At 52.2% G+C, this 19,108-nt stretch carries 12 protein-coding genes and 1 pseudogene; 10 read left to right on the top strand and 3 right to left on the bottom strand.

Annotated features, from left to right (window positions below):
- Positions 1-24 precede the first annotated feature (24 nt).
- On the bottom strand, positions 25-2,010 hold the full coding sequence (locus tag FMM01_RS12155; protein ID WP_150392699.1) for an elongation factor G: 1,986 nt from the start codon (positions 2,008-2,010) through the stop codon (positions 25-27).
- A gap of 138 nt (positions 2,011-2,148) precedes the next feature.
- On the opposite strand from FMM01_RS12155, the gene FMM01_RS12150 reads away from it, so the two are divergent.
- From FMM01_RS12150 to FMM01_RS12120, 7 genes and pseudogenes are all read left to right on the top strand, one after another.
- Complete coding sequence (locus FMM01_RS12150; protein WP_223849939.1) at positions 2,149-2,844, top strand: glycerophosphodiester phosphodiesterase family protein; 696 nt, start codon at positions 2,149-2,151, stop codon at positions 2,842-2,844.
- 21 nt (positions 2,845-2,865) lie between these two features.
- A complete protein-coding gene (locus FMM01_RS12145; RefSeq protein ID WP_150392698.1) occupies positions 2,866-3,138 on the top strand; it encodes a hypothetical protein in 273 nt (90 codons plus the stop codon).
- A gap of 345 nt (positions 3,139-3,483) precedes the next feature.
- Positions 3,484-4,608: an ABC transporter ATP-binding protein gene (locus FMM01_RS12140; RefSeq protein ID WP_150392697.1), complete on the top strand. Its 1,125-nt coding sequence runs from the start codon at positions 3,484-3,486 to the stop codon at positions 4,606-4,608.
- 82 nt (positions 4,609-4,690) lie between these two features.
- A pseudogene (locus tag FMM01_RS12135) lies at positions 4,691-5,529 on the top strand (carbohydrate ABC transporter permease); the annotation flags it as partial.
- Positions 5,526-6,341 carry a carbohydrate ABC transporter permease gene (locus FMM01_RS12130; RefSeq protein WP_027829081.1) on the top strand — a complete coding sequence of 272 codons (816 nt, stop codon included), beginning with the start codon at positions 5,526-5,528 and terminating at the stop codon, positions 6,339-6,341. The pseudogene FMM01_RS12135 and the gene FMM01_RS12130, both read left to right, overlap by 4 nt.
- A complete protein-coding gene (locus FMM01_RS12125; protein WP_150392696.1) occupies positions 6,338-7,723 on the top strand; it encodes an ABC transporter substrate-binding protein in 1,386 nt (461 codons plus the stop codon). Before FMM01_RS12130 ends, FMM01_RS12125 begins: the two co-directional genes overlap by 4 nt.
- 632 nt (positions 7,724-8,355) lie before the next feature.
- The gene (locus tag FMM01_RS12120; RefSeq protein WP_419554999.1) at positions 8,356-9,027 is read left to right on the top strand and encodes an MgtC/SapB family protein; all 672 of its coding nucleotides are present in this window, start codon (positions 8,356-8,358) and stop codon (positions 9,025-9,027) included.
- A 44-nt stretch (positions 9,028-9,071) separates the two neighbouring features.
- Here FMM01_RS12120 and FMM01_RS12115 read toward each other — a convergent pair whose 3' ends face one another.
- Positions 9,072-9,701: a DUF421 domain-containing protein gene (locus FMM01_RS12115; RefSeq protein ID WP_063516247.1), complete on the bottom strand. Its 630-nt coding sequence runs from the start codon at positions 9,699-9,701 to the stop codon at positions 9,072-9,074.
- 6 nt (positions 9,702-9,707) lie between these two features.
- Entirely contained in the window at positions 9,708-10,178 is a 471-nt protein-coding gene (locus tag FMM01_RS12110) for a DUF3290 family protein (RefSeq protein ID WP_150392694.1), read from the bottom strand.
- Between the two features lie 310 nt (positions 10,179-10,488).
- On the opposite strand from FMM01_RS12110, the gene FMM01_RS12105 reads away from it, so the two are divergent.
- From FMM01_RS12105 to FMM01_RS12095, 3 genes are all read left to right on the top strand, one after another.
- Positions 10,489-13,482, top strand: a complete 2,994-nt coding sequence (locus FMM01_RS12105; RefSeq protein WP_150392693.1) for a hypothetical protein — start codon at positions 10,489-10,491, stop codon at positions 13,480-13,482.
- Positions 13,483-13,683: 201 nt separating this feature from the next.
- Positions 13,684-15,846, top strand: a complete 2,163-nt coding sequence (locus tag FMM01_RS12100; RefSeq protein ID WP_063516253.1) for a glycoside hydrolase family 3 N-terminal domain-containing protein — start codon at positions 13,684-13,686, stop codon at positions 15,844-15,846.
- 17 nt (positions 15,847-15,863) lie between these two features.
- Positions 15,864-18,995, top strand: coding sequence for a GH36-type glycosyl hydrolase domain-containing protein (locus FMM01_RS12095; RefSeq protein WP_150392692.1), 3,132 nt, complete (start codon positions 15,864-15,866; stop codon positions 18,993-18,995).
- Positions 18,996-19,108: the final 113 nt, after the last annotated feature.

Below are 19,108 nucleotides of genomic sequence, written 5' to 3'. Positions count from 1 at the left end.
CCTTGGTATTTTCCTCGTTATGCGTTATGACTGCTGTTCGTCGGTCATTGCGGCGAGTTGGGCGGGGGTGTAGACGTACGGCAGATGCATGGTGGCGGGGACCTTGTCCCAGTTGACGGTGTAGGCGGCACCGTGGGCGACGAAGACGGAGCCGGGGGGATTGGCGAGATCGCTGGTGGGATTGTAGGTGGATTCGGCGATGACGGTATCGGCGTTGTGGGCGGGGCGGTAGCCGGCGACGACGTATTCGAGACTGCCTTCGCCGTGGGTGTAGGTGGTCACTTCCTGGGTGTAGGACTGCATTTCGGAGACTGGGGCGGTGCCGGTGAGGACGGTGAGGGTGCCGCCGGCAGTATCTTCAGTTTCAGCGATCGTGCCGCTCATCCGTTGAATGTCGTTCATCGCCCGGCCGACCTGATCCCGAGTAATGGTCAGGCGAAAATCGTACCACGGTTCTAAGACGACGCAGTGATTTTGGCTGGCTAGGACCATCAAACCCTGGCGCAGGGCGCGCCAGGCAGCTTCCCGAAAATCGCCGCCCACAGTGTGGACAATACTGCCGCGACCGGTGACCAGAGTGATGCGCATATCAGTGATCGGCGCGCCGATGAGGACCCCGAGCTGCTCCTTGGCCTGAAGGCTGGTGAGGACTTGGTGCTGCCAATTTTGGGGCAAGGTCTCGGTACTGGTCGTCGAATCGTAGACCAACCCGCTGCCCGGTTGGCCGGGGCGCAGGAGCAGGTGGACTTCCGCATAGTGGCGCAGTGGCTCGAAATGGCCAGCACCTTCGCCGGCGGCGGTGATCGTTTCTTTGTACAGGATATGGCCTTGGACAAAGTCCACTTGTAAGTTAAAGCGGTCCGCCAGCATTTGCCGCAGGACGGTCAATTGAATTTCGCCCATGAGCCGAACCCGGATCTCCTGCAGGCTTTCTGACCAGCTCACGTGCAGCTGGGGGTCTTCGTCGGCCAGCTGGCGCATGGCGGTGAGGCAGGCATGAATATCGTTGCCTTGGGAATCTAAGGCGTAAGTGAGCACCGGCTGCAATTCAGGTTGGGGCGAGTCTTGGGCCGCGCCAAGGCCTTGGCCGGGATAAGTATCGGTGAAGCCGGTCATGGCGCAAACAACGCCAGCGGGGACAGTTTGCACGAGGGTGAATTTCTCGCCGTTGTAGACCCGCAGCTGGTTGGCCTTTTCGTCGTCCAAGACGACTTGGCGGGCTTGCAAAGTACCGCCGGTGACCCGCACCCAGGTAAGCCGCTCGCCCTTGGTGTCGTGGGTGATTTTGAATACCCGGGCACCAAAGTCAGCAGCCGCTTGTGCCGGTTGGGTCCAGCGCTGCAAGCCGGCCAGGAAGGCGGTGATCCCTTGCCGCTTGAGGGCCGAACCAAAATAAACTGGAAAGACTTGCCGGTTGTGAATCAGTCGCTGCACAGTCGTATCGGACAAGGTTCCGGCAGTGAGGAAATCCGTCAAAACCGTATCGTCTTGCACGGCCGCGTTTTCCAGAGCGGCTTCGCTCAGCTGACCGGCATCCGTCAGGGTGAAGTCGGTGCAGCCGGGGGCCAGAGTCTTTTGCAGTAAGGCTAAAACCGCGGCTGGGTCGGCACCGGGGGCGTCTATTTTATTGACCCAGATAAAGACGGGGACGCGGTAGCGGGCCAGCAGGTGCCAAAGCGTGCGCGTATAGCCCGGCACGCCGTCCGTGGCGGAGACTACCAAAATGGCGTAATCCAGCACCGGCAGAACGGCCTCCATTTGAGCCGCGAAGTCCACGTGGCCCGGGGTATCCAATAGGGTCACGGCTAAGTCGCCGGCCTGTAATTCGGCCTGATGGGAAAAGATAGTGATCCCGCGTTTTTTCTCTAAAGCGTCGTTATCGAGAAACGCGTCGCCTTTGTCCACCCGGCCCCAGGTACGAATCGTGCCGGCGGCGTAGAGCAGAGCTTCGGATAAGGTGGTCTTCCCGGCGTCGACGTGGGCCACAATACCGGTGACGATATGTTTCATGGCGATCAGTTCCTGCTTTCTAAAATCGTGAATGCTTACATTATACCGTTTTGGGCAAGCAGACCCCATGGCAAGGGAACGCTTTCTTGCTATAATATAGCCAAGTTCAATACATCAATGATTAGGAGGGAAAAGATCGTGTTCGATATATTTGGCCACCGCGGCTATCCGGTGCGGTTTCCAGAGAATTCTATGGCCAGTTTCAACTATACGATCCAGCACGGCGCCGACGGGATTGAAACGGATGTCCAGCAAACGATCGACGGCGCGCTGGTGATCATGCACGATGAACTGATTGACCGGACGACCAACGGGAACGGCTGGATCAAGGATATGACCCTGGCCGAACTGCACCAGTATCAGTTGGTGAATGGTGAACAGGTGCCGCTGCTGGCAGATGTTTTGGATCTGCTAGCGCCCACGGGAATCCAACTGAACCTGGAGTTCAAAACCAGCAAAGTGCACTATCCCGGTATTGAAGCCGCGGTGCACCAACTGGTGATGGCCAAAAAGATGGCCGGTCGGACGGTATATTCCTCGTTTGATGCCGATACTTTGCGCCGGCTGCACACCGTGGCTCCCCACCAGCCGCTGGCCCTGCTGACGACGAAGACTGGGGAGATTCCCAAGTTTGACGCCCTCAGACCGATTCTGAGCGCGTTACACGTGGAACATTATCAGCCGCAGATCGACTTTCCTCAGCGCTTATGGACCGTGGATGATCCACTGGAGATCCGGTCAGCGATGGGCGATACCAACGTGGTCGGCATTATTACAGACGATTTTGAACGCGCCATGCAGATCCGCCAGAGCCGGCTGGCGATGCGGGCGTAATACAGAAAGGTGAGTGAGGCGATGATCGACTTTTTAGTGGATATCGTGGGTGAATTTTTTGGCGACGTGATCAAAGATGTGATCGTTGACTATGTCAAAGATGAGCGTAAACCCCGCTGGCGCCGGTTCCTGGTATTGACGCCGCTGTATCTTGTCGGCGGGGCGATTATTTGGTACGGCAGCCGCTGGTGGCAGCGCGATACTTGGCTGACCGTGCTGTCCATTGGGTTGGCGGCGATCTTTTTGGTACCCGGGGTGTATTTAACCCGATATATTGTACGCCCGCAAAAGTAATAGTTTTTCCAACGGGATTGGAACAGAACTCCATTTTTAAGCGTGTTTAGTGCTAATGTGCAGCAACCGGAGCATTGGCACGGCGTATCAGAAGGGGTTCCGGTTTTTTTGTCGAACAAAATAATAGCGTTTTCAAAAATAGTAGCCTATCATAAGGATAGTCATCGGTACAGGTACTGATGACCAAGCATCGAAGCCCTCGGGGGCGGGTTTCGCCGCATAATTATGGGAAAACTTGGTAATGGCCTAGACCACATTGGATGATTACTGCCGTCTCGGATATTTTTGTACCGTCATTGATGTCATGACCGGTGCGCTAAAACCGGTTTGAGGGGGAGCTGCAACATGGTCATTAAACTGGCACATTTAAGTAAACACTACGGGGATACCCCTGTCTTGGAAGATATTGACGCCACAATTGAAGAAGGCGAATTCTATGTTCTGGTCGGCCCGTCTGGATCGGGCAAGAGTACGATTTTACGGATTATTGCCGGACTCATTCCCGCTTCCGGCGGCGACATTTATTTTAATGATAAAAAGGTGACCGAGGCCGCCCCCAAGGACCGGCACCTGGCGATGGTCTTTCAGAACTATGCCCTGCTGCCATTCATGTCGGTGGCCGAGAATATCCGCTTCGGACTGCATAATCTGCATTTGAGCGAAGCAGAAGAAAACAATCGGGTCGCCGATGCCTTGAAAATGGTGCACCTAACCGAATTGGCCGACCGCAAGCCCAAAGAGCTTTCCGGCGGCCAGCAGCAGCGGGTCGCCGTCGCCCGCGCGATTGCCACCAAGGCTAACCTGGTCTTGATGGACGAACCGCTGTCCAACTTGGATGCCCAACTGCGTAACGAAATGCGGGAAGAACTCGTTGAACTGCACAAGGAATTGAAGATGACTTTGATCTATGTCACCCACGACCAGACCGAGGCCATGACCATGGGTGAGCGGATCATGGTGCTGAACGATCACAAAGTCCAGCAGGTTGGGACGCCGCTGGATCTGTATAATCATCCCCGCAACGAATTCGTGGCCACCTTTATCGGCTCGCCGAAGATGAACATGTTCACCGTGGCAGTGGATGAATTGAGGAAAACGGCCACGTTAGTCATGACTGATGAAGACCAGCGGCCAGCGGTGATCCCGCTGCCGGAACCATTACCCGCTGGCACCTACCGGTTAGGTGTGCGCCCGGAAAAAATCAAATTGTCGCTGACCTCGACCAGCGCGTACGATGTGCCCGTCCAAGTCGTGAACGTCGCCAGTCTCGGCCGGGCCAGCAATGTGACGCTGCGCAACCACGATATTGAATTCATTGCTGATGTGGCGGAACAGTTCCCGGAGGATGCCCAAGCCGCGTTCGTTACTTTCCCGACGGAGGCAGCCGATTTGCATTTCTTCGCGCCGGATACCGGGTTGGCCGTCGCTAGCCCGGAAGAGAAAGCGGGGGTTAGCCATGGAGTTGCATAATCAGCCGACCGAAGCCCAGACGCCGGTAGAGATGCCAGAAATCAAAGTGAAACGCCAGCATTGGTTCAAAAGCGCGCTCTGATTCCTTGTACCGTCCTTGGTAATCATGGCGGTCTTCACTTATTATCCGATGATCATGACGGTCATCAACAGTCTGTTTGCCACGAACCTGACGGGGAAAGCCGCCAACTTTGTGGGCGTGGGCAACTACGTCACGATTTTCTCTGATCCATTGTTCTTCAAAAGTTTGGGCAATACCTTTATTTTTGTGGCCGTGACCAGTGTGAGCACGATTGCACTGGCGCTGATCCTGGCTCGGTTGGCCACCCAACGGCTGCGGGGCGCGGGGTTCTTCCGTACCGCCTTTGCCTCCACCATGGGCGTCTCCGCCGCGGCAGCTTCGATTTTGTGGCTGTTCCTGTTTAACCCCTCGGTGGGGTTGATCAGTATTTTGCTGAAAATGATCGGGTTTGCCCAGGTCAACGTGCTGACTAATCCCACTGGGGCGATGATCGCAGTGATTTTGTCCAGTGTCTGGATGGGCAGCGGCTTTGCCTTTCTCAATTTGCTGGGGGCCCTGCAATCGGTTCCCAAGATTATTATGACGTCGCGTCGCTGGCGGGCTGGTCGAATTGGCGGCAGACGTGGAAGATCACGATTCCCATGGTCAGTCCGACGCTATTCTTCCTGATCGTCGTGGAGGTGATCGGGGCGTTCAAGACCTTTACCCAGATTGACCTGATCACTGGCGGCGGTCCGGATAACACCACCAATTTCATTGCCTATAAAGTCTATCAGGATGCCTTCAATTACCGGAATATCGGGATCGCCAGCGCGGAGGCCATTGTCTTGACAGTGATCATTGCCCTCGCCACGTGGGTGCAATTCCGCTTCACTGAGAGGAAGGTGTATTATCAATGACTCGGGTGAAACGTTCTGTTCATTATATGCTGCTGATCTTGATTGCCCTGCTGATGATGGCCCCGTTGCTGCTGGGGATTTGGGCGAGCCTGCTGCCGACGACGGACATTGTGGCTGGCCACTTTACCTCGCTGAATATCTCCCTGACCAACTACGTCAACGCCATCAAGACGACGCCGGTGGTGCTCTACATGTGGAACTCGCTGGTGATGAGTACCCTGATCATGCTGGGTCAATTCGTCTTTTGTACCCTGGCGGCCTATGCCTTCGCCTTTCTCCAATTCCGCTTCAAGAACGGGCTGTTCTTCGCCTTCTTGATCACGATGATGCTGCCGTTTGAAGCCCAGATCATTCCGAACTTCCAGACAGTACGGGCGCTGGGCTGGCTGGATTCTTATCCAGGTTTGACGATCCCGTTCTTCACCTCGGCCTTCGGGGTGTTCATGCTGCGCCAAGCCTTTCTCCAAGTGCCCAATGAATTGAAGGAATACAGCGACCTGATTGGCTTGGGCCGGTTACAATTCCTGTGGCGCATCGTACTGCCCTATTCCCGCAGCACGCTGATCACCTTCGGCCTGTACACTTTTCTAACGCACTGGAATCAGTACCTGTGGCCGCTGATCACGACGTTCTCCGACGCTCACCGGCCGACTCAGGTCGGGTTGAAGCAGCTGCAAGCCGAAGACACCTTCAGCAACTGGGGCGTGATCATGGCCACCGCGATTCTGGTCCTGCTGCCCACGCTGCTGATCCTGATCGTCGGTCAGCGCTACTTCCGTAAGGGTCTGAATGCGGGAGGTGTGAAGGGATGAGAAAGCTGAATAAATGGCTGATCGCCGCAGCCAGTGCGCTGGCGCTGCTGGTGATCGGCAACACCGCCGTCCACCAATGGGCACCCAGCCATACCGTTGCCACCCCCGGGGGCCGCACCGTGGTCACCCTGTGGCACGCGATGAACGGGCCCAACGGCAAGACGCTGGAAGCCATGGTAGCGCGGTTCAATAAGAGCCAGCAGAAATATTGGGTCGAACCAGTGTATGAAGGGGGCTACTCCCTGACCCAATCAAAGTATATCAACACCTTGCACAGCAACGTGTCCCCGGCCATGGTCCAAATCGACCAAGGCAACGGCGCCGCCACGGTGGGCATCAATAACTACACACCAGTCCAAAAGTTCATCGACAAGGAGCACTATGACACCAGCCAGATTTATACCAACGTATTGAGTGCCTACACGCTGCGCGGTCAATTGCTGTCCGTGCCGTTTAACTCCTCGTCCGCGGTACTGTATTACAATCAGGATCTTTTCAAAAAATACAAGATCCCTAATCTGCCCCAGTCGCCCACGTATTCCGAAGTGGCCAACGCGGCGAAATTGCTGACCCAGCGCGCCGGGGACAAATTGAAGGGCGTCACTCTCCAGATCTATGACTGGCTGCCGGATTCACTGGTGGCCAACCAGAACGGCACCCTGGTCAACAACGGCAACGGTCGGGACAAAGTCGCGACGAAAGCCAACGTCAACACGCCGGAAATGCGCCGAGTCTTCACCTGGGTCCAGGGGATGATCAAGGATGGGTCCTTCCAGAACTACGGCACCGGATCCGGTGCGTCGGCGAACCAAATGGCCGGCTTTCTATCCCAAAAACTCGGCATCTTCATGCAGAGTTCAGCAGCGATGGGCACCATCGCCAAGTCGGCAAAATTCAAGTTCGGCGTGACCTTCATGCCCCATCCGGATAACGTACCGGCCAACGGTGTGGCAGTCGGCGGGGCCAGTTTCTGGATCACCAAGGACAAACCCGCTGACGTGCAGCAGGGGGCGTGGGAATTCGCTAAATTCGCCATCTCCGCTAAGGAACAGGCTGCCTGGCAGGCGGCGACCGGTTACATCGCGGTGAATGAGAATGCCTTGAAAGAACCCGTACTGAAGCAAGCCGTGGCCAAGAATCCCGGTCTGCTGGTCCCGATCCAGCAACTCCAAGCTGCTAAGACCAACGCTGCCACCGCGGGGCCGTTCTACGCTAATCTGAACGAAGCCGCCCAGTATATCCAAGTGGCCATGCAGCAGATTTACGCAGGGCGGGACATCACGGCTGCATTGGCTGAAGCCCAACGGAAAACGGACCAAGCAATCCAAGCAACCAATGCGGTGGACTATGAGTTGTTGAATTTTGACCATATTGGTCAGTGAGGTGAGCAGTTATCCCCAGATTTGTGAATCCTTGGGAAATATTTCCCAGAAAGTGACGGCATTTTCGCCAACACTTTCTGGGTATTTTTATCCCCCGGGTCTCGTGAAACATACGTGTTATTCGTGAAACAAGGCCCCATTTCAACGAATTGGGAGCGAACGTTCGTTTATAACGAATTAATGCCGTCAACTTTTTGTAAATGTTAAGGTTTGGCAATGTCAAGGGGCAAAGGGCTGGTGGATAGTTGATTGGTCACCCTGTGGATAAGTCTGTGGATTGTGTGTATAACTTGGTTTTTGGGCGTGTTGAGAAAGTTATCCCCAGTGTGGATAACTTGGTGATAACTGTGGAAAACATTTGTTCGAAATCTCGTGAAACATACGGGCGCAAGCGGTGTGGAACGTTGACGAAAATCTGAATCGAACATTTTTTGGTGTGTGGAAAGCCGTCATAAAAAATAATTGGCTCAATTTTCCCCAGTGCATATCTGGTGGGCATCAATCTGTTCGCCCCCAGATATGGTAACGGCTCAAAAACTTATCCACAGAAGCGGGGGATAACTTACTTTGAACTGTGGACAACGATGGCTTATGATGGATTGCGAACCCTTTTAGAAATGGAGAATCGCACTGTGAATTATACGCAACAGTTGGAATTAATTTTGCGCCTGCTCGTGGCGAGCCTCTGCGGCTTCGCCATTGGCTATGAACGGACTAACCGATTGAAGGAAGCGGGCATCCGGACCCACATGATCGTGGCGGTGGGCTCGGCCCTGGTCATGATCGTGTCCAAGTACGGCTTCTTTGATGTGATGCGGCTGAACAACGTAACGTTGGATCCATCCCGGATCGCTGCCCAAATCGTCACCGGTATCGGCTTTTTAGGCGCCGGCACGATCCTGGTGCGGCGCAGCGGCATTAATGGTCTGACCACCGCCGCGGGCCTGTGGGCCACGGCGGCCGTCGGGATGGCCGTGGGCGCCAAGCTCTACATTGTTGGGGTGGCGACTACAGCAATCGTATTGCTGATTCAAATCGTTTTGCATCAGCACCTGCCCTTCTTACCCAAGATGGATACTCAGCACGTGACCATTGTCATGGATCAAAATCAGAATGAAATCAATGCGCTGCGGACCCAATTGCGCAAACTCAATATTCACGTCACGAATGTGGATATGGAACGCAAGCCGGAGAAGCAGGAAGTCAAATTGAACCTGTGGTTGGAAACCGCTGAACCGGCGAATATCGACCGCTTTTTGACGGTCTTCGCCGAGCGGCCGGGGATCAAATCGCTACAGTATTAGATTACGCAAAAACTCTCCCGTCGGTGAATGACGGGAGAGTTTTTTTAATAGGTCGTGATGTCTAAATGATTGTTCACGTAAATTGCCATATACACTTGAGATTGCTCGACGTTTTGGGCCTGCAATTGAGTTGTCAGCCAATCTTCATCCCGATGGAGAATATCCAGCGCATCTTCATCGATTTGACCGTCTAGAATCACCGGATAATAGGCTGCCTCATCATCTTGCAGGGTGACAGTCAGGGTGCCGTTGGTTTCCAGCACCGCCCGTTTCACGTGGCGTAGGTCGCTGGCCCCATGCTGGCGCAGCTGGAAGGCCAGCTCTTGGGCCGAGATCCCCGCCCGGGTGGCAAAGTCGGTATCGATCTTACCGTTATGCACGATGGTGTGAGGCTGCCCGACTAATACCTGACGAGCAATGCTGTTGTGATTTGCCAGGAAGCGAGCACCGAAGACGATGATGCTCCAAAGCAGCAAAACGATGAAGAATTGCAACGTCGTAATGGCGGGATTGTAAAGGATACCGCCAATGATCCCCCCAAGGACGAAGTTTTGCAGCTGGTCGATGGCGTTAGACGGGGCCAGGTTCCCCCGTCCAGCTAAGCCAATTTGTAAAACGAATGCTGCAAAACCCAGAGCGAGTTTAATGAATAGGGCAAAATAATCAATAGTCATCTGCGATTACTCCTTTATTAATTGGACTTTGTGGTTCAGCAAAGTGGTTTTTGTCAACGCATACGTGGTAATTGCCGTGTCGTTGTTGAAGGTGACTTGATAATAGGCACTGCCCACCTTGAGGACCAGTCCCGTTCCCAATGATGTCTGATTGGCCGCAATTTGATCGGGTGCCACCTGCTTCTTCTTGGCCACGTCGCGCATGAATTGGCGCATAATCAGTGAATTGCTGTTGCCGTTATTGGTTAGTTGATAATTCTGCTGAATGTCGCTGATTTGAATGGCGACGGCCAGCCCGGCAACCAACAGTGAAAGGACCAGCAGGTCGCGGTTCCGGGCGTTGTTGCGATGGCGCAGGTAGTTCAGCAGCAGACCCATGGTGATCAAAATTACTACCCCGGTGATGCCGTAGCGCAGCCAGTCGAATTGGTTGCTGGTGTGGTTGCCGAAGTAGGTGTATGTCCACATTTGTGTCATTTTTTATTCCCCCATATGTTGATAAGATTATTGTCGTTGAAGTGCACGGAGAGTGCAAATAAAAATTTTGGACGTTCTTTAATAGAGTGGCTCGAACAGTTGTGCGGGATGCTGTCGAGTGGGAATAATGGTGGGACAAATACTTATCTAAACAGAGGGTTCATGATATACTAAAGGTAAAATATCGGGCGTTATTATAAGTTTTTTGAACAACATGATAATGAATTGAGTGGGGAGGTTCGTCATTATGTTTTGGCAGTTTGGGAGAACGCGATTACGGCATCTTGTACGATGCCTAATGCTATTTTCAATGTTATTTATATTAGTTGGGGCGGGCCGCATTCAGGCCCAAGCGGCCGGTGCAGCGGAGTATCCGGCGTGGGTGCGGCAGGCTGTGGTGGGGACGGCGTATACGGCGGATGAGTTTGTTGGGCTGCCGTTTGAGCAGCAGTTGCAAATTGTACAGACCCTGCACCCAGAACTGGCAACGGCCCAAGCGGCAATTTCGACTGCGATGGCAGCGGCAACACCGACCAATGCCGTGGCGCCGCCCAATTTAGCGGCTGCCGCGGTATCAGGGAGTACATATCTCGATATTGCACCCTCCAGCACTGGGTATGCCTTTGCTTATTTCAATTCGGCGGGGGCGGGGTCGTTGTCACAAACGGTCCAAACGGGGATGGCTTACGATGGGGCTGCACCAAGCGGGTATATACGGGGATCGGGTCCGGTCTTTCTACTAAGCCCGGCAAAAACGATTGATCCGGGCAGTTTGACAGATACCGATTTCAAGAATTTGCAGGCAGGTAATTTTGTTTTTGATGCGGCAAGTTCCAGTTTGAATAGCGGTGATGTCACACTCAGTTATGCTAAAGCTGGCGCCGCTCCGCCTAGCGTGACGCTTTTCGTCAAAAATTCGGCTGCGTTACCATACAATGGAAAAACAGCCGTTTATAATGTAACTATTAATTCCCATAAGGCCCAAATCACGTTTAACTTGTGGCGGCCAGATGTGACGCGGGCGGCCGGCGTTCTGCCATTGGGTAATAATTTGAGCCTGCGGTACATGTTCGGCAAGTACCGGGCCGACCAAACGACGTCACATGACAATTACGACATCACCCAAGTAAATAATGCAATTGATGTACCAAATATGAATATTTTACAGGCCAATTCAGCTAATCCGACTGTAAATACATTGTACGAAAGCATGTCCTCGTTAACGAGCAGCCAGAAGGACGGAATCATGGACTTTACCCATTTGTCCACATCTTTAGGACTCGCTATCGGCCGAGAACAGAGCGCTCCGATAACGGTGGGCAGTGTTACACTATCGCCCATGGTGTTCTTCGATGACATCAAACACATCCATATGTACGCGGACAGTACAAATGCTAATATTATTCACTTGGATTATGATGGATACATCTCGAATCCTCATTATGTCCGATATGTGCTGGGGGTATTGGAGCCCAATACAATTATTCATTTAAAAGTACAAAGCATACTTCAGCCAAGTCCAGATAATCGACAAATGATGATGAGCGAGTCGGTCACAAACCAAAGCGGGGTGGACTTGACAGGACTGTATTTTGGCCGGCAATTGGACACTCAGCTGGGGACTAACGATAATATACCGCTTTATTACGGACCCTTGGCCCAAGAGGGGCCAAGGGCAGGAAAGCCCCAGGGCTTGTATTTTCGGGCATCTGATTTGACGCCGCCGCTGGCGATGCAGTTTAACTTTAATGCTGTGCATGGGCCGGATAGTTGGAGCGGAACGCATTGGATTTCGCCGGTTACAATTGCTGGGCCTTCATATTCGTACCCGTCAGGAACTCAAGCGACACAATACAGGAGTGCCGGCTACGTAACGAAAGCTGGTCTCAGTGCGCCCGCGTCTGGATTTCCTGGCGGAGCACCAGTGTTCCAACAGCCAGAGGGTAAAGGCAATGCAGGCGACCCAAACGCAAAACCAGATCAGCTTCTATTTGGCGGCATAGCAGGCGGAAATCTAGACGACTCGGCGATTATTATGAAATGGTCGCCAAGCCAAGTCGGCCCCTTCAAAGATGGTGACACCTTTGAGATGGGCTTTAACTCCGTAGCCAGCAGTGGTACTGCGCCGGTGGTCCGGACAGATACTAACTCTCTGCGCGTCCTGCCGACAGCCACAACGGTACCGGTATCAGGCGGTGTTTTTGATTTGAACAGCCAGAAAGTGACGGTTTATTATCAAGTGGATGGCACACCCGTTACGACAGCCAATGCACTCAGTTCAGCGATTATTGCCAATCGAAAGCCTTTGTACGCTGGACAGTATACAGTGGCGCCACCGCATACGGACTATCTGAATTTTCCGAATCAGATGATTACCGATGTCAATGACGTTAAGCTATTGGCCGATGGCAAGCCGCATACGATTTATGTTTACGCCGTGGATACGCCGGACCTGAACGCGACCCCGCCGTATGCTCAAACAGACGCCATGGCTTCCAACGTAAAACAAATTGCGGTTAATCAGCCGGCTAAAGTGAACGTGCACTTGCTTGATTCAGACGGTACCGCGTTGACACCTACCCAGAGCGACGGAACGGCCATTGCCAACCCGGTAGTGAAAAACGGATTCATGGCCGACTCGTATAACTTCAGCGACTTCTCTATTGGCAGTACCAGCATTCTCGCCACTCCGGCGACGACCCTGCAAGGTCATCCACCCCTGACACTGACCAGTGCCGGGCAGCAGTATGATCTGGATCAGACGCGGCTGCCGAGCAACGGTCAGGGCACGTTGGACTCGGCCAGCGGGACGCTGGATCTGAACTATTACTATAAGAAACACAGCGATACCGGCGGTTTGCTGAAGTTAACGGTGCCCACAATCGACTTTGGGCAGCAATCGTTGAACCTGGGAATTGGGAGTTATCCAATTTCTTCCTTAACCGGCAGTCTCGTGGTGACGAACCAGAATACGACGAATAAGAGTTTCCAGCTATCGGCGCAGGCGACGACGCCGCTGACGAATGCGGCGGGGCAAACGCTGCCGGGGGCGCTGGGGTATCAGCTCAGTGGCACCACGGTGGCGGATCTCAGTGACCCGGTGATTGTCTATGCTAATACCAACGCGGCAGCGCCGGATACGACATTCAATATTTCCAATAGCTGGTGGCAAGCGAATCAACCACAGACCGGTGATTATCAAATTGGCGGGCCGCGGTTGCAGATTAATGCGGTGAACAAGCCGGCCATCAGTGCGGGTAAGTACACCGGCGTGATTACGTGGACGGTGACGAACGGGTTATAATAAGCAGTACGGGAAGCTTGGCGGATGGCGTCAAGCTTCTTTTTATGGAGATATGCACAACAAGTGGCCTGCAAGGAGCTGCTGTAATGGTTTCTATGAAGTGACTAAAAAGGTCTTGCTTTTTCCCTGAAAACGCTATATGATCTTTGGTGAAACGTTTCGATTAATCAAAAAAGAAACAATTCATAGGAGGATAATCGCATGGTCAGCAAGAACGTCCAGGATTTAATGGAGAAAATGACAATTCAAGAAAAGATTGGTCAATTAATACAATTAAGTGCCGATTTTTTTCAAGGCGATAATGTGGCAATTACCGGTCCTTTAAAGGAGGCCCACCTTGGCGAAGCCGCGTTGTATAGTGCCGGCTCCGTACTCGGTATTTCCGGTGCTCAAACTGTTCGCAAGGTGCAAAAAAATTATCTTAAGCACAGTCGGCTGGGTATTCCGCTCCTCTTTATGGCTGATGTCGTTCACGGTTACAAGACCATTTTCCCGATCCCGTTGGCCCTTGGCGCCAGCTTTGATCCGCAGGTCATGAAGACTGCTTCGGCCACGGCTGCTAAGGAATCAGCCGCTGGCGGTGTCCATGTTACTTTTGCACCAATGGTTGACCTGGTACGTGACCCACGCTGGGGGCGGGTGATGGAATCCACTGGGGAAGATCCTTATCTGAATTCGGTAATGGCTAAGGCAGCCGTTACCGGGTTCCAGGGGACACTGCCCCTTGATCAGAACCATATTGCCGCGTGTGTTAAACACTTTGCCGCTTATGGTGCGCCAGAAGCTGGTCGGGAATATAACACAGTTGATATTTCTGAATGGCGGTTCCGCGAACAATATTTGCCTGCTTATGCGGCAGCGATTGAAGCACAGGCACTCCTGGTTATGACATCATTTAATACACTTTTCGGGGTTCCGGCTACGGTCAATCAGCATCTGATGCGGGATATTCTTCGAGACGAATTACAGTTTCATGGTGTGCTCATCTCAGACTGGGACGCCATTGGTGAGATTATCCATCATGGCGTGGCAGGAGATTTGCAACACGCTGCCGACCTCGCGTTAAAGGCTGGAGTTGATATCGATATGATGTCCTTTGCCTATGCCAAGTACTTAGCAAAGGCTGCCTCACTGGATCCGCAAATCGAACAACTGATCAATGAATCCGCTCAACGTATTCTTATTCTGAAAGAACAATTAGGGCTATTCACCGATCCCTACCGTGGTTTAAGCACTGAACGAGAGACAGAAGCAACGCTAACTACTGAAAATCTCGACGCTGCTCAGGCAGCGGCCGAACAATCAATGGTTCTGTTAAAAAATAGCCACCATACATTACCACTCAATACCGCCACCGCCATTAGTTTGGTGGGGCCCGTTGCCGATACTGGTGATATCCTTGGCAGTTGGTCCTGGCAAGGCGATCCGGATCAAACCGAAACGATTGCGGACGCTTTGGCTAAGCAATTCAGCAACTTCACTGTGATGCCGGGGACACAATACCATCACGTGCAATTCAGCAAATTGAACGACGCTGTGAACGCTAGCCGTCAGCAAGAAACAATCGTTGCTGTATTGGGCTTGCCTGCTAGCGAAAGTGGTGAGGCAACCAGTATGACGGATATCACATTACCTGCTGAACAGCTTACACTGTTACGTGGGCTAGCCCAGTTGAACAAACCACTGGTCACCATCGTGATTACCGGCCGACCGTTAGATCTCACTGAGGTCGACGCACTCTCTGACGCCGTATTATTGGCCTGGTTTCCAGGCAGTCGGGGCGGAGCAGCCATCGCTAATGTACTCAGCGGCCGGGTTGACCCGAGCGGCCGCCTGCCGATGACTTTCCCACGCAACATTGGGCAAGTACCAATTTATTATAATGCCTATAATACTGGCCGTCCGATTTCCGGTACACCGGCTGATGATGAGAACAAATATTTATCGAAGTACATTGATGCGGCTAATTCTCCATTGTATCCGTTCGGTTTTGGCCTGAGTTATGGTGATTTCACCATAACCGATTGGACGCTGTCTCAGCACAACGTAACTCCTGATCAACCGTTGACGATTCAGGCCACGATTCACAATTCTGCCGATCATGCTGGTACGACCGTGGTGCAGCTTTACACCCACCAGCAAGTCGGTGAGACAGTGCAGCCAGTCAAACAATTACAAGCGTTTAAGAAAGTCAGCTTGGGAGCGGATCAAACTCAAACAATTACGTTAACAGTTCCTTACGACCAGCTCAGCACCATCCATTCCGATCTGCATCGATCAACTGACCAAGGGGATTACACCGTAATGCTCGGATTCGACTCCACCTGTACGGCCAGTCAGCCCTTTACCGTGGCACATCAATAAATTCAGGAGGCAGTTATATGCACCAACTCAAAAGTGATCATATTACGATTAATTTACTTGACAACGGCGCCATCGGCACGATCATGGCCGACAATATTATGGTCAATCAAGTCGCCGGGAATGCGCTGGATGGCAGTATGGCTAATATTTATCTGCGTGTCCAAACGGCTGGCCAGTATCGTTACACACCCTTGATTGGGCCAGCGAGTTCTAGCCGTTTGTCTCTAACTAAGAATGGTGCTCGGTGGCAGGGGCGTTTTGCTGACATTGATTATGACTTAACTCTGCTGTTAGGCAGTACAAATTGGTTTTGGCACGTTGCTCTTCGCAGCGCCCAGCCGGTCGAGGCTGATTTAACTTATGTTCAGGACTTGGGGTTGGGTGAACCAGGATTCGTGAATAGTAACGAAGCCTATGTTTCCCAATATCTGGATCAGCACCCGTTCACCAACGATAGTCATATCACCATCGCTGCACGTCAGAATCAGCCTCAAGCAGGTCAATACCCATACCTGCAGCAAGGGGCATTGACTGCCCTTGCTGGCTATGCCACCGATGGATTCCAATTCTTCGGCACTGATTACAAGAGTACTGACGAACCTAGTGCAATGAATCAAGCAGATTTGCCCAGTCAGGTACTGCAGTATGAATGCGCTCTCACTGCTTTACGAACTGTCCCCTTGACGGCCGCAGACGGCGACACCGCAGTGACCTTCTACGCGGCGTTTAAACCGAACCAACCCAATGGCAATCTGGAAGAGCTTATTGCGGATTCGGAAATTCAAACAGACTTTGCTGCGCTATCGGCTGCTGCTGCAACCTGGCAGTCTGTTTCTCTGCCAGAGGCAAACCAATCCTTGGGCCGACCATTAACGGGAACTTCCTTGACGGAGACCCAACTCAACGTATTGTTCCCGCAACAGCGGCAAGTAGAACGGGATCAAACCGGACAGGTATTATCCTTCTTCACTCCTGACGACACTCACGTTGTGTTGCCAGAAAAAGAAAACCAACAGGAACGCTTAACAGGGAATATTATCATGGCCGAACGCACCATGACGCCTACTCAACCTGTTTTGGCAGCCACGCAATTCATGCCGGGTGTTTTTGAATCCCATGTGGTCTTTGGTAATACCAATATGAACATTATGATTACCAATACCCGCAGCGCGTTGAACTGGTTCAAGGTCACGGGGACCCGTATTTATGTGAGACCAGCAGGCGATGCACACTATCATTTGCTCACCATGCCATCTGCCTATGCCATGACTTTCAATGGTGGTGACTGGTATTACCAATTGGCCGGAGACACGTTGAAAATCAGCGATGATGCGAGCAGTACAGAGCAGCAAGTGACGCTTCGTTTTGCTTCCTTAAAGCATAAACGATACGATGTCTGGGTCGCTTCTCAGTGGGATACGGCTACTTTGGGCGAGAAACCACTCTTGGATATCACAGACAACGCAATTTCACTTTCACCAGAAACCGATACGGCTATGGCAAAAGTCGATCCCAATCGTGCTTACAGTATCCAGTATGCGCATAATGCCCAAGCATTCAATATTGGTCGGGAAGAGATTATTTTAGCTCACACCACTAATGATCCAACGCATCAATTGGTGGCAGTGTTCGATTCGGTCAGTCAATTCAGTATTGTGACGCAAACGAACACTGTTCAAAGGGCTGACTCTGAGCCGATTACGACTAGCCGCGAACAACATCGGGACTATCTGGAAGCGCTATTGCGGCACTTCCAAGTCACCACAGAAAATTCTGCTAAGCAGGATATAGCAGAACAGACGAATCTTGTCTTACGGTGGTATGCCCACGATGCGCTGGTGCACATGCTCTCACCCCATGGATTAGAGCAATACGGTGGCGCCGCTTGGGGTACGCGGGATGTTTCCCAAGGCCCGACTGAATTATTTTTGTCGACAGGTCATTATGATGTTGTTCGGCAGATCATTCTTCATCTTTACAGCCATCAGTTCAGCGAAAACGGTAATTGGCCGCAGTGGTTCATGTATGACGAATATGCAGGATCATTTGCTGACGAAAGCCACGGTGATGTGATTGTTTGGCCGCTCAAAGTGGTTACCGATTATCTGCTGGCGACCAAAGATACCGATATTTTGAGCGAAGTATTGCCATATATGTCCCTTAAAGAGCACAAAATGATCACTAAGTCCGAAAGCTTGCTGGACCATATTAAACGCCAACTGGCGTACATCACAAGCCATTTTCTGTACGACACCAAAGTCTCTGCTTACGGTGACGGCGATTGGGATGATACTCTGCAACCAGCCGACGCTAGCCAGAAGAAAGAAATGGCCAGTACATGGACAGAAGAACTAACTATTGAAACATTGCGCCATGCGGCGCAAGCTTTTGCCAGTATTCCGGATTTTGCTCAGAGCCTACAGACACTGGCCGATGAGATGATGGCGGATTTCAAACGCTACTTCATGCAGGACAATGTATTACCTGGGTTCATTAAAATGGATGCTGACCATCATGTCACACCTATCATTCACCCGAATGACGGTTTGACGGGTATTGATTATCGACTGTTGCCATTATCGCAAGGTGTATTGAGTCATATTCTTGATCCGCAGCAATCCAAGCATGCATTACGACTTATCACGCAACACCTGTTGTTCCCTGACGGAGTCCGCTTAATGAATAAGCCTTCTACCTACCGCGGCGGTGTTTCCCACATCTTCAAGCGGGCGGAACAAGCAGCTAACTTTGGTCGGGAAATTGGATTACTGTATGTCCACGCCCATATTCGGTATGCGGATGCTGTCGCACAAATGGGTGATCAAGCAGAAGCTTGGCGATTACTGCAACTGGTGAACCCGATTAATATTCAATCGCGAGTCAGCAACGCGGCATTGCGTCAGGCTAATGTATACTTCTCTAGCTCCGACGCGGCCTTCCCTGATCGGTACGCTGCTCAGGAACACTTTGAGGATGTCCGCGATCAATCTGTCGCAGTGAAGGGAGGATGGCGATTATACAGCAGCGGCCCGGGAATCTACATTGCTACACTGTTGAAGAGTGTGTTTGATCTGGCTGGCAAAGAAACGTTTAACTCGTCGTTTTCGTTACCTTTCGATGCGGATTACCATGTCTCCGTAACGGCATAAACTATTCTGGAATGCGGCTGGTGCAGTACCATATGCCGTCATAATAGGCTTTCTGAGAGCTTGAAAAAAATCGCAAAAAATAGTTGTAACCGGTTCCGATTCGTGTATAATCA

Source organism: Schleiferilactobacillus harbinensis (genome assembly GCF_008694105.1).
GTDB classification, from domain to species: Bacteria; Bacillota; Bacilli; order Lactobacillales; family Lactobacillaceae; genus Schleiferilactobacillus; species Schleiferilactobacillus harbinensis.
The sequence above is the reverse complement of the archived record's forward strand: the minus strand, read 5'-3'. Positions and strand labels throughout refer to the sequence as shown.

Bases quoted from the DNA above. Each gene is read 5' to 3' on its own strand.
- FMM01_RS12155 (WP_150392699.1), bottom strand. From the start codon at position 2,010: ATGAAACATATCGTCACCGGTATTGTGGCCCACGTCGACGCCGGGAAG.
- FMM01_RS12145 (WP_150392698.1), top strand. From the start codon at position 2,866: ATGATCGACTTTTTAGTGGATATCGTGGGTGAATTTTTTGGCGACGTG.
- FMM01_RS12140 (WP_150392697.1), top strand. From the start codon at position 3,484: ATGGTCATTAAACTGGCACATTTAAGTAAACACTACGGGGATACCCCT.
- FMM01_RS12130 (WP_027829081.1), top strand. From the start codon at position 5,526: ATGACTCGGGTGAAACGTTCTGTTCATTATATGCTGCTGATCTTGATT.
- FMM01_RS12125 (WP_150392696.1), top strand. From the start codon at position 6,338: ATGAGAAAGCTGAATAAATGGCTGATCGCCGCAGCCAGTGCGCTGGCG.
- FMM01_RS12115 (WP_063516247.1), bottom strand. From the start codon at position 9,701: ATGACTATTGATTATTTTGCCCTATTCATTAAACTCGCTCTGGGTTTT.
- FMM01_RS12110 (WP_150392694.1), bottom strand. From the start codon at position 10,178: ATGACACAAATGTGGACATACACCTACTTCGGCAACCACACCAGCAAC.
- FMM01_RS12105 (WP_150392693.1), top strand. From the start codon at position 10,489: ATGTTATTTATATTAGTTGGGGCGGGCCGCATTCAGGCCCAAGCGGCC.
- FMM01_RS12100 (WP_063516253.1), top strand. From the start codon at position 13,684: ATGGTCAGCAAGAACGTCCAGGATTTAATGGAGAAAATGACAATTCAA.
- FMM01_RS12095 (WP_150392692.1), top strand. From the start codon at position 15,864: ATGCACCAACTCAAAAGTGATCATATTACGATTAATTTACTTGACAAC.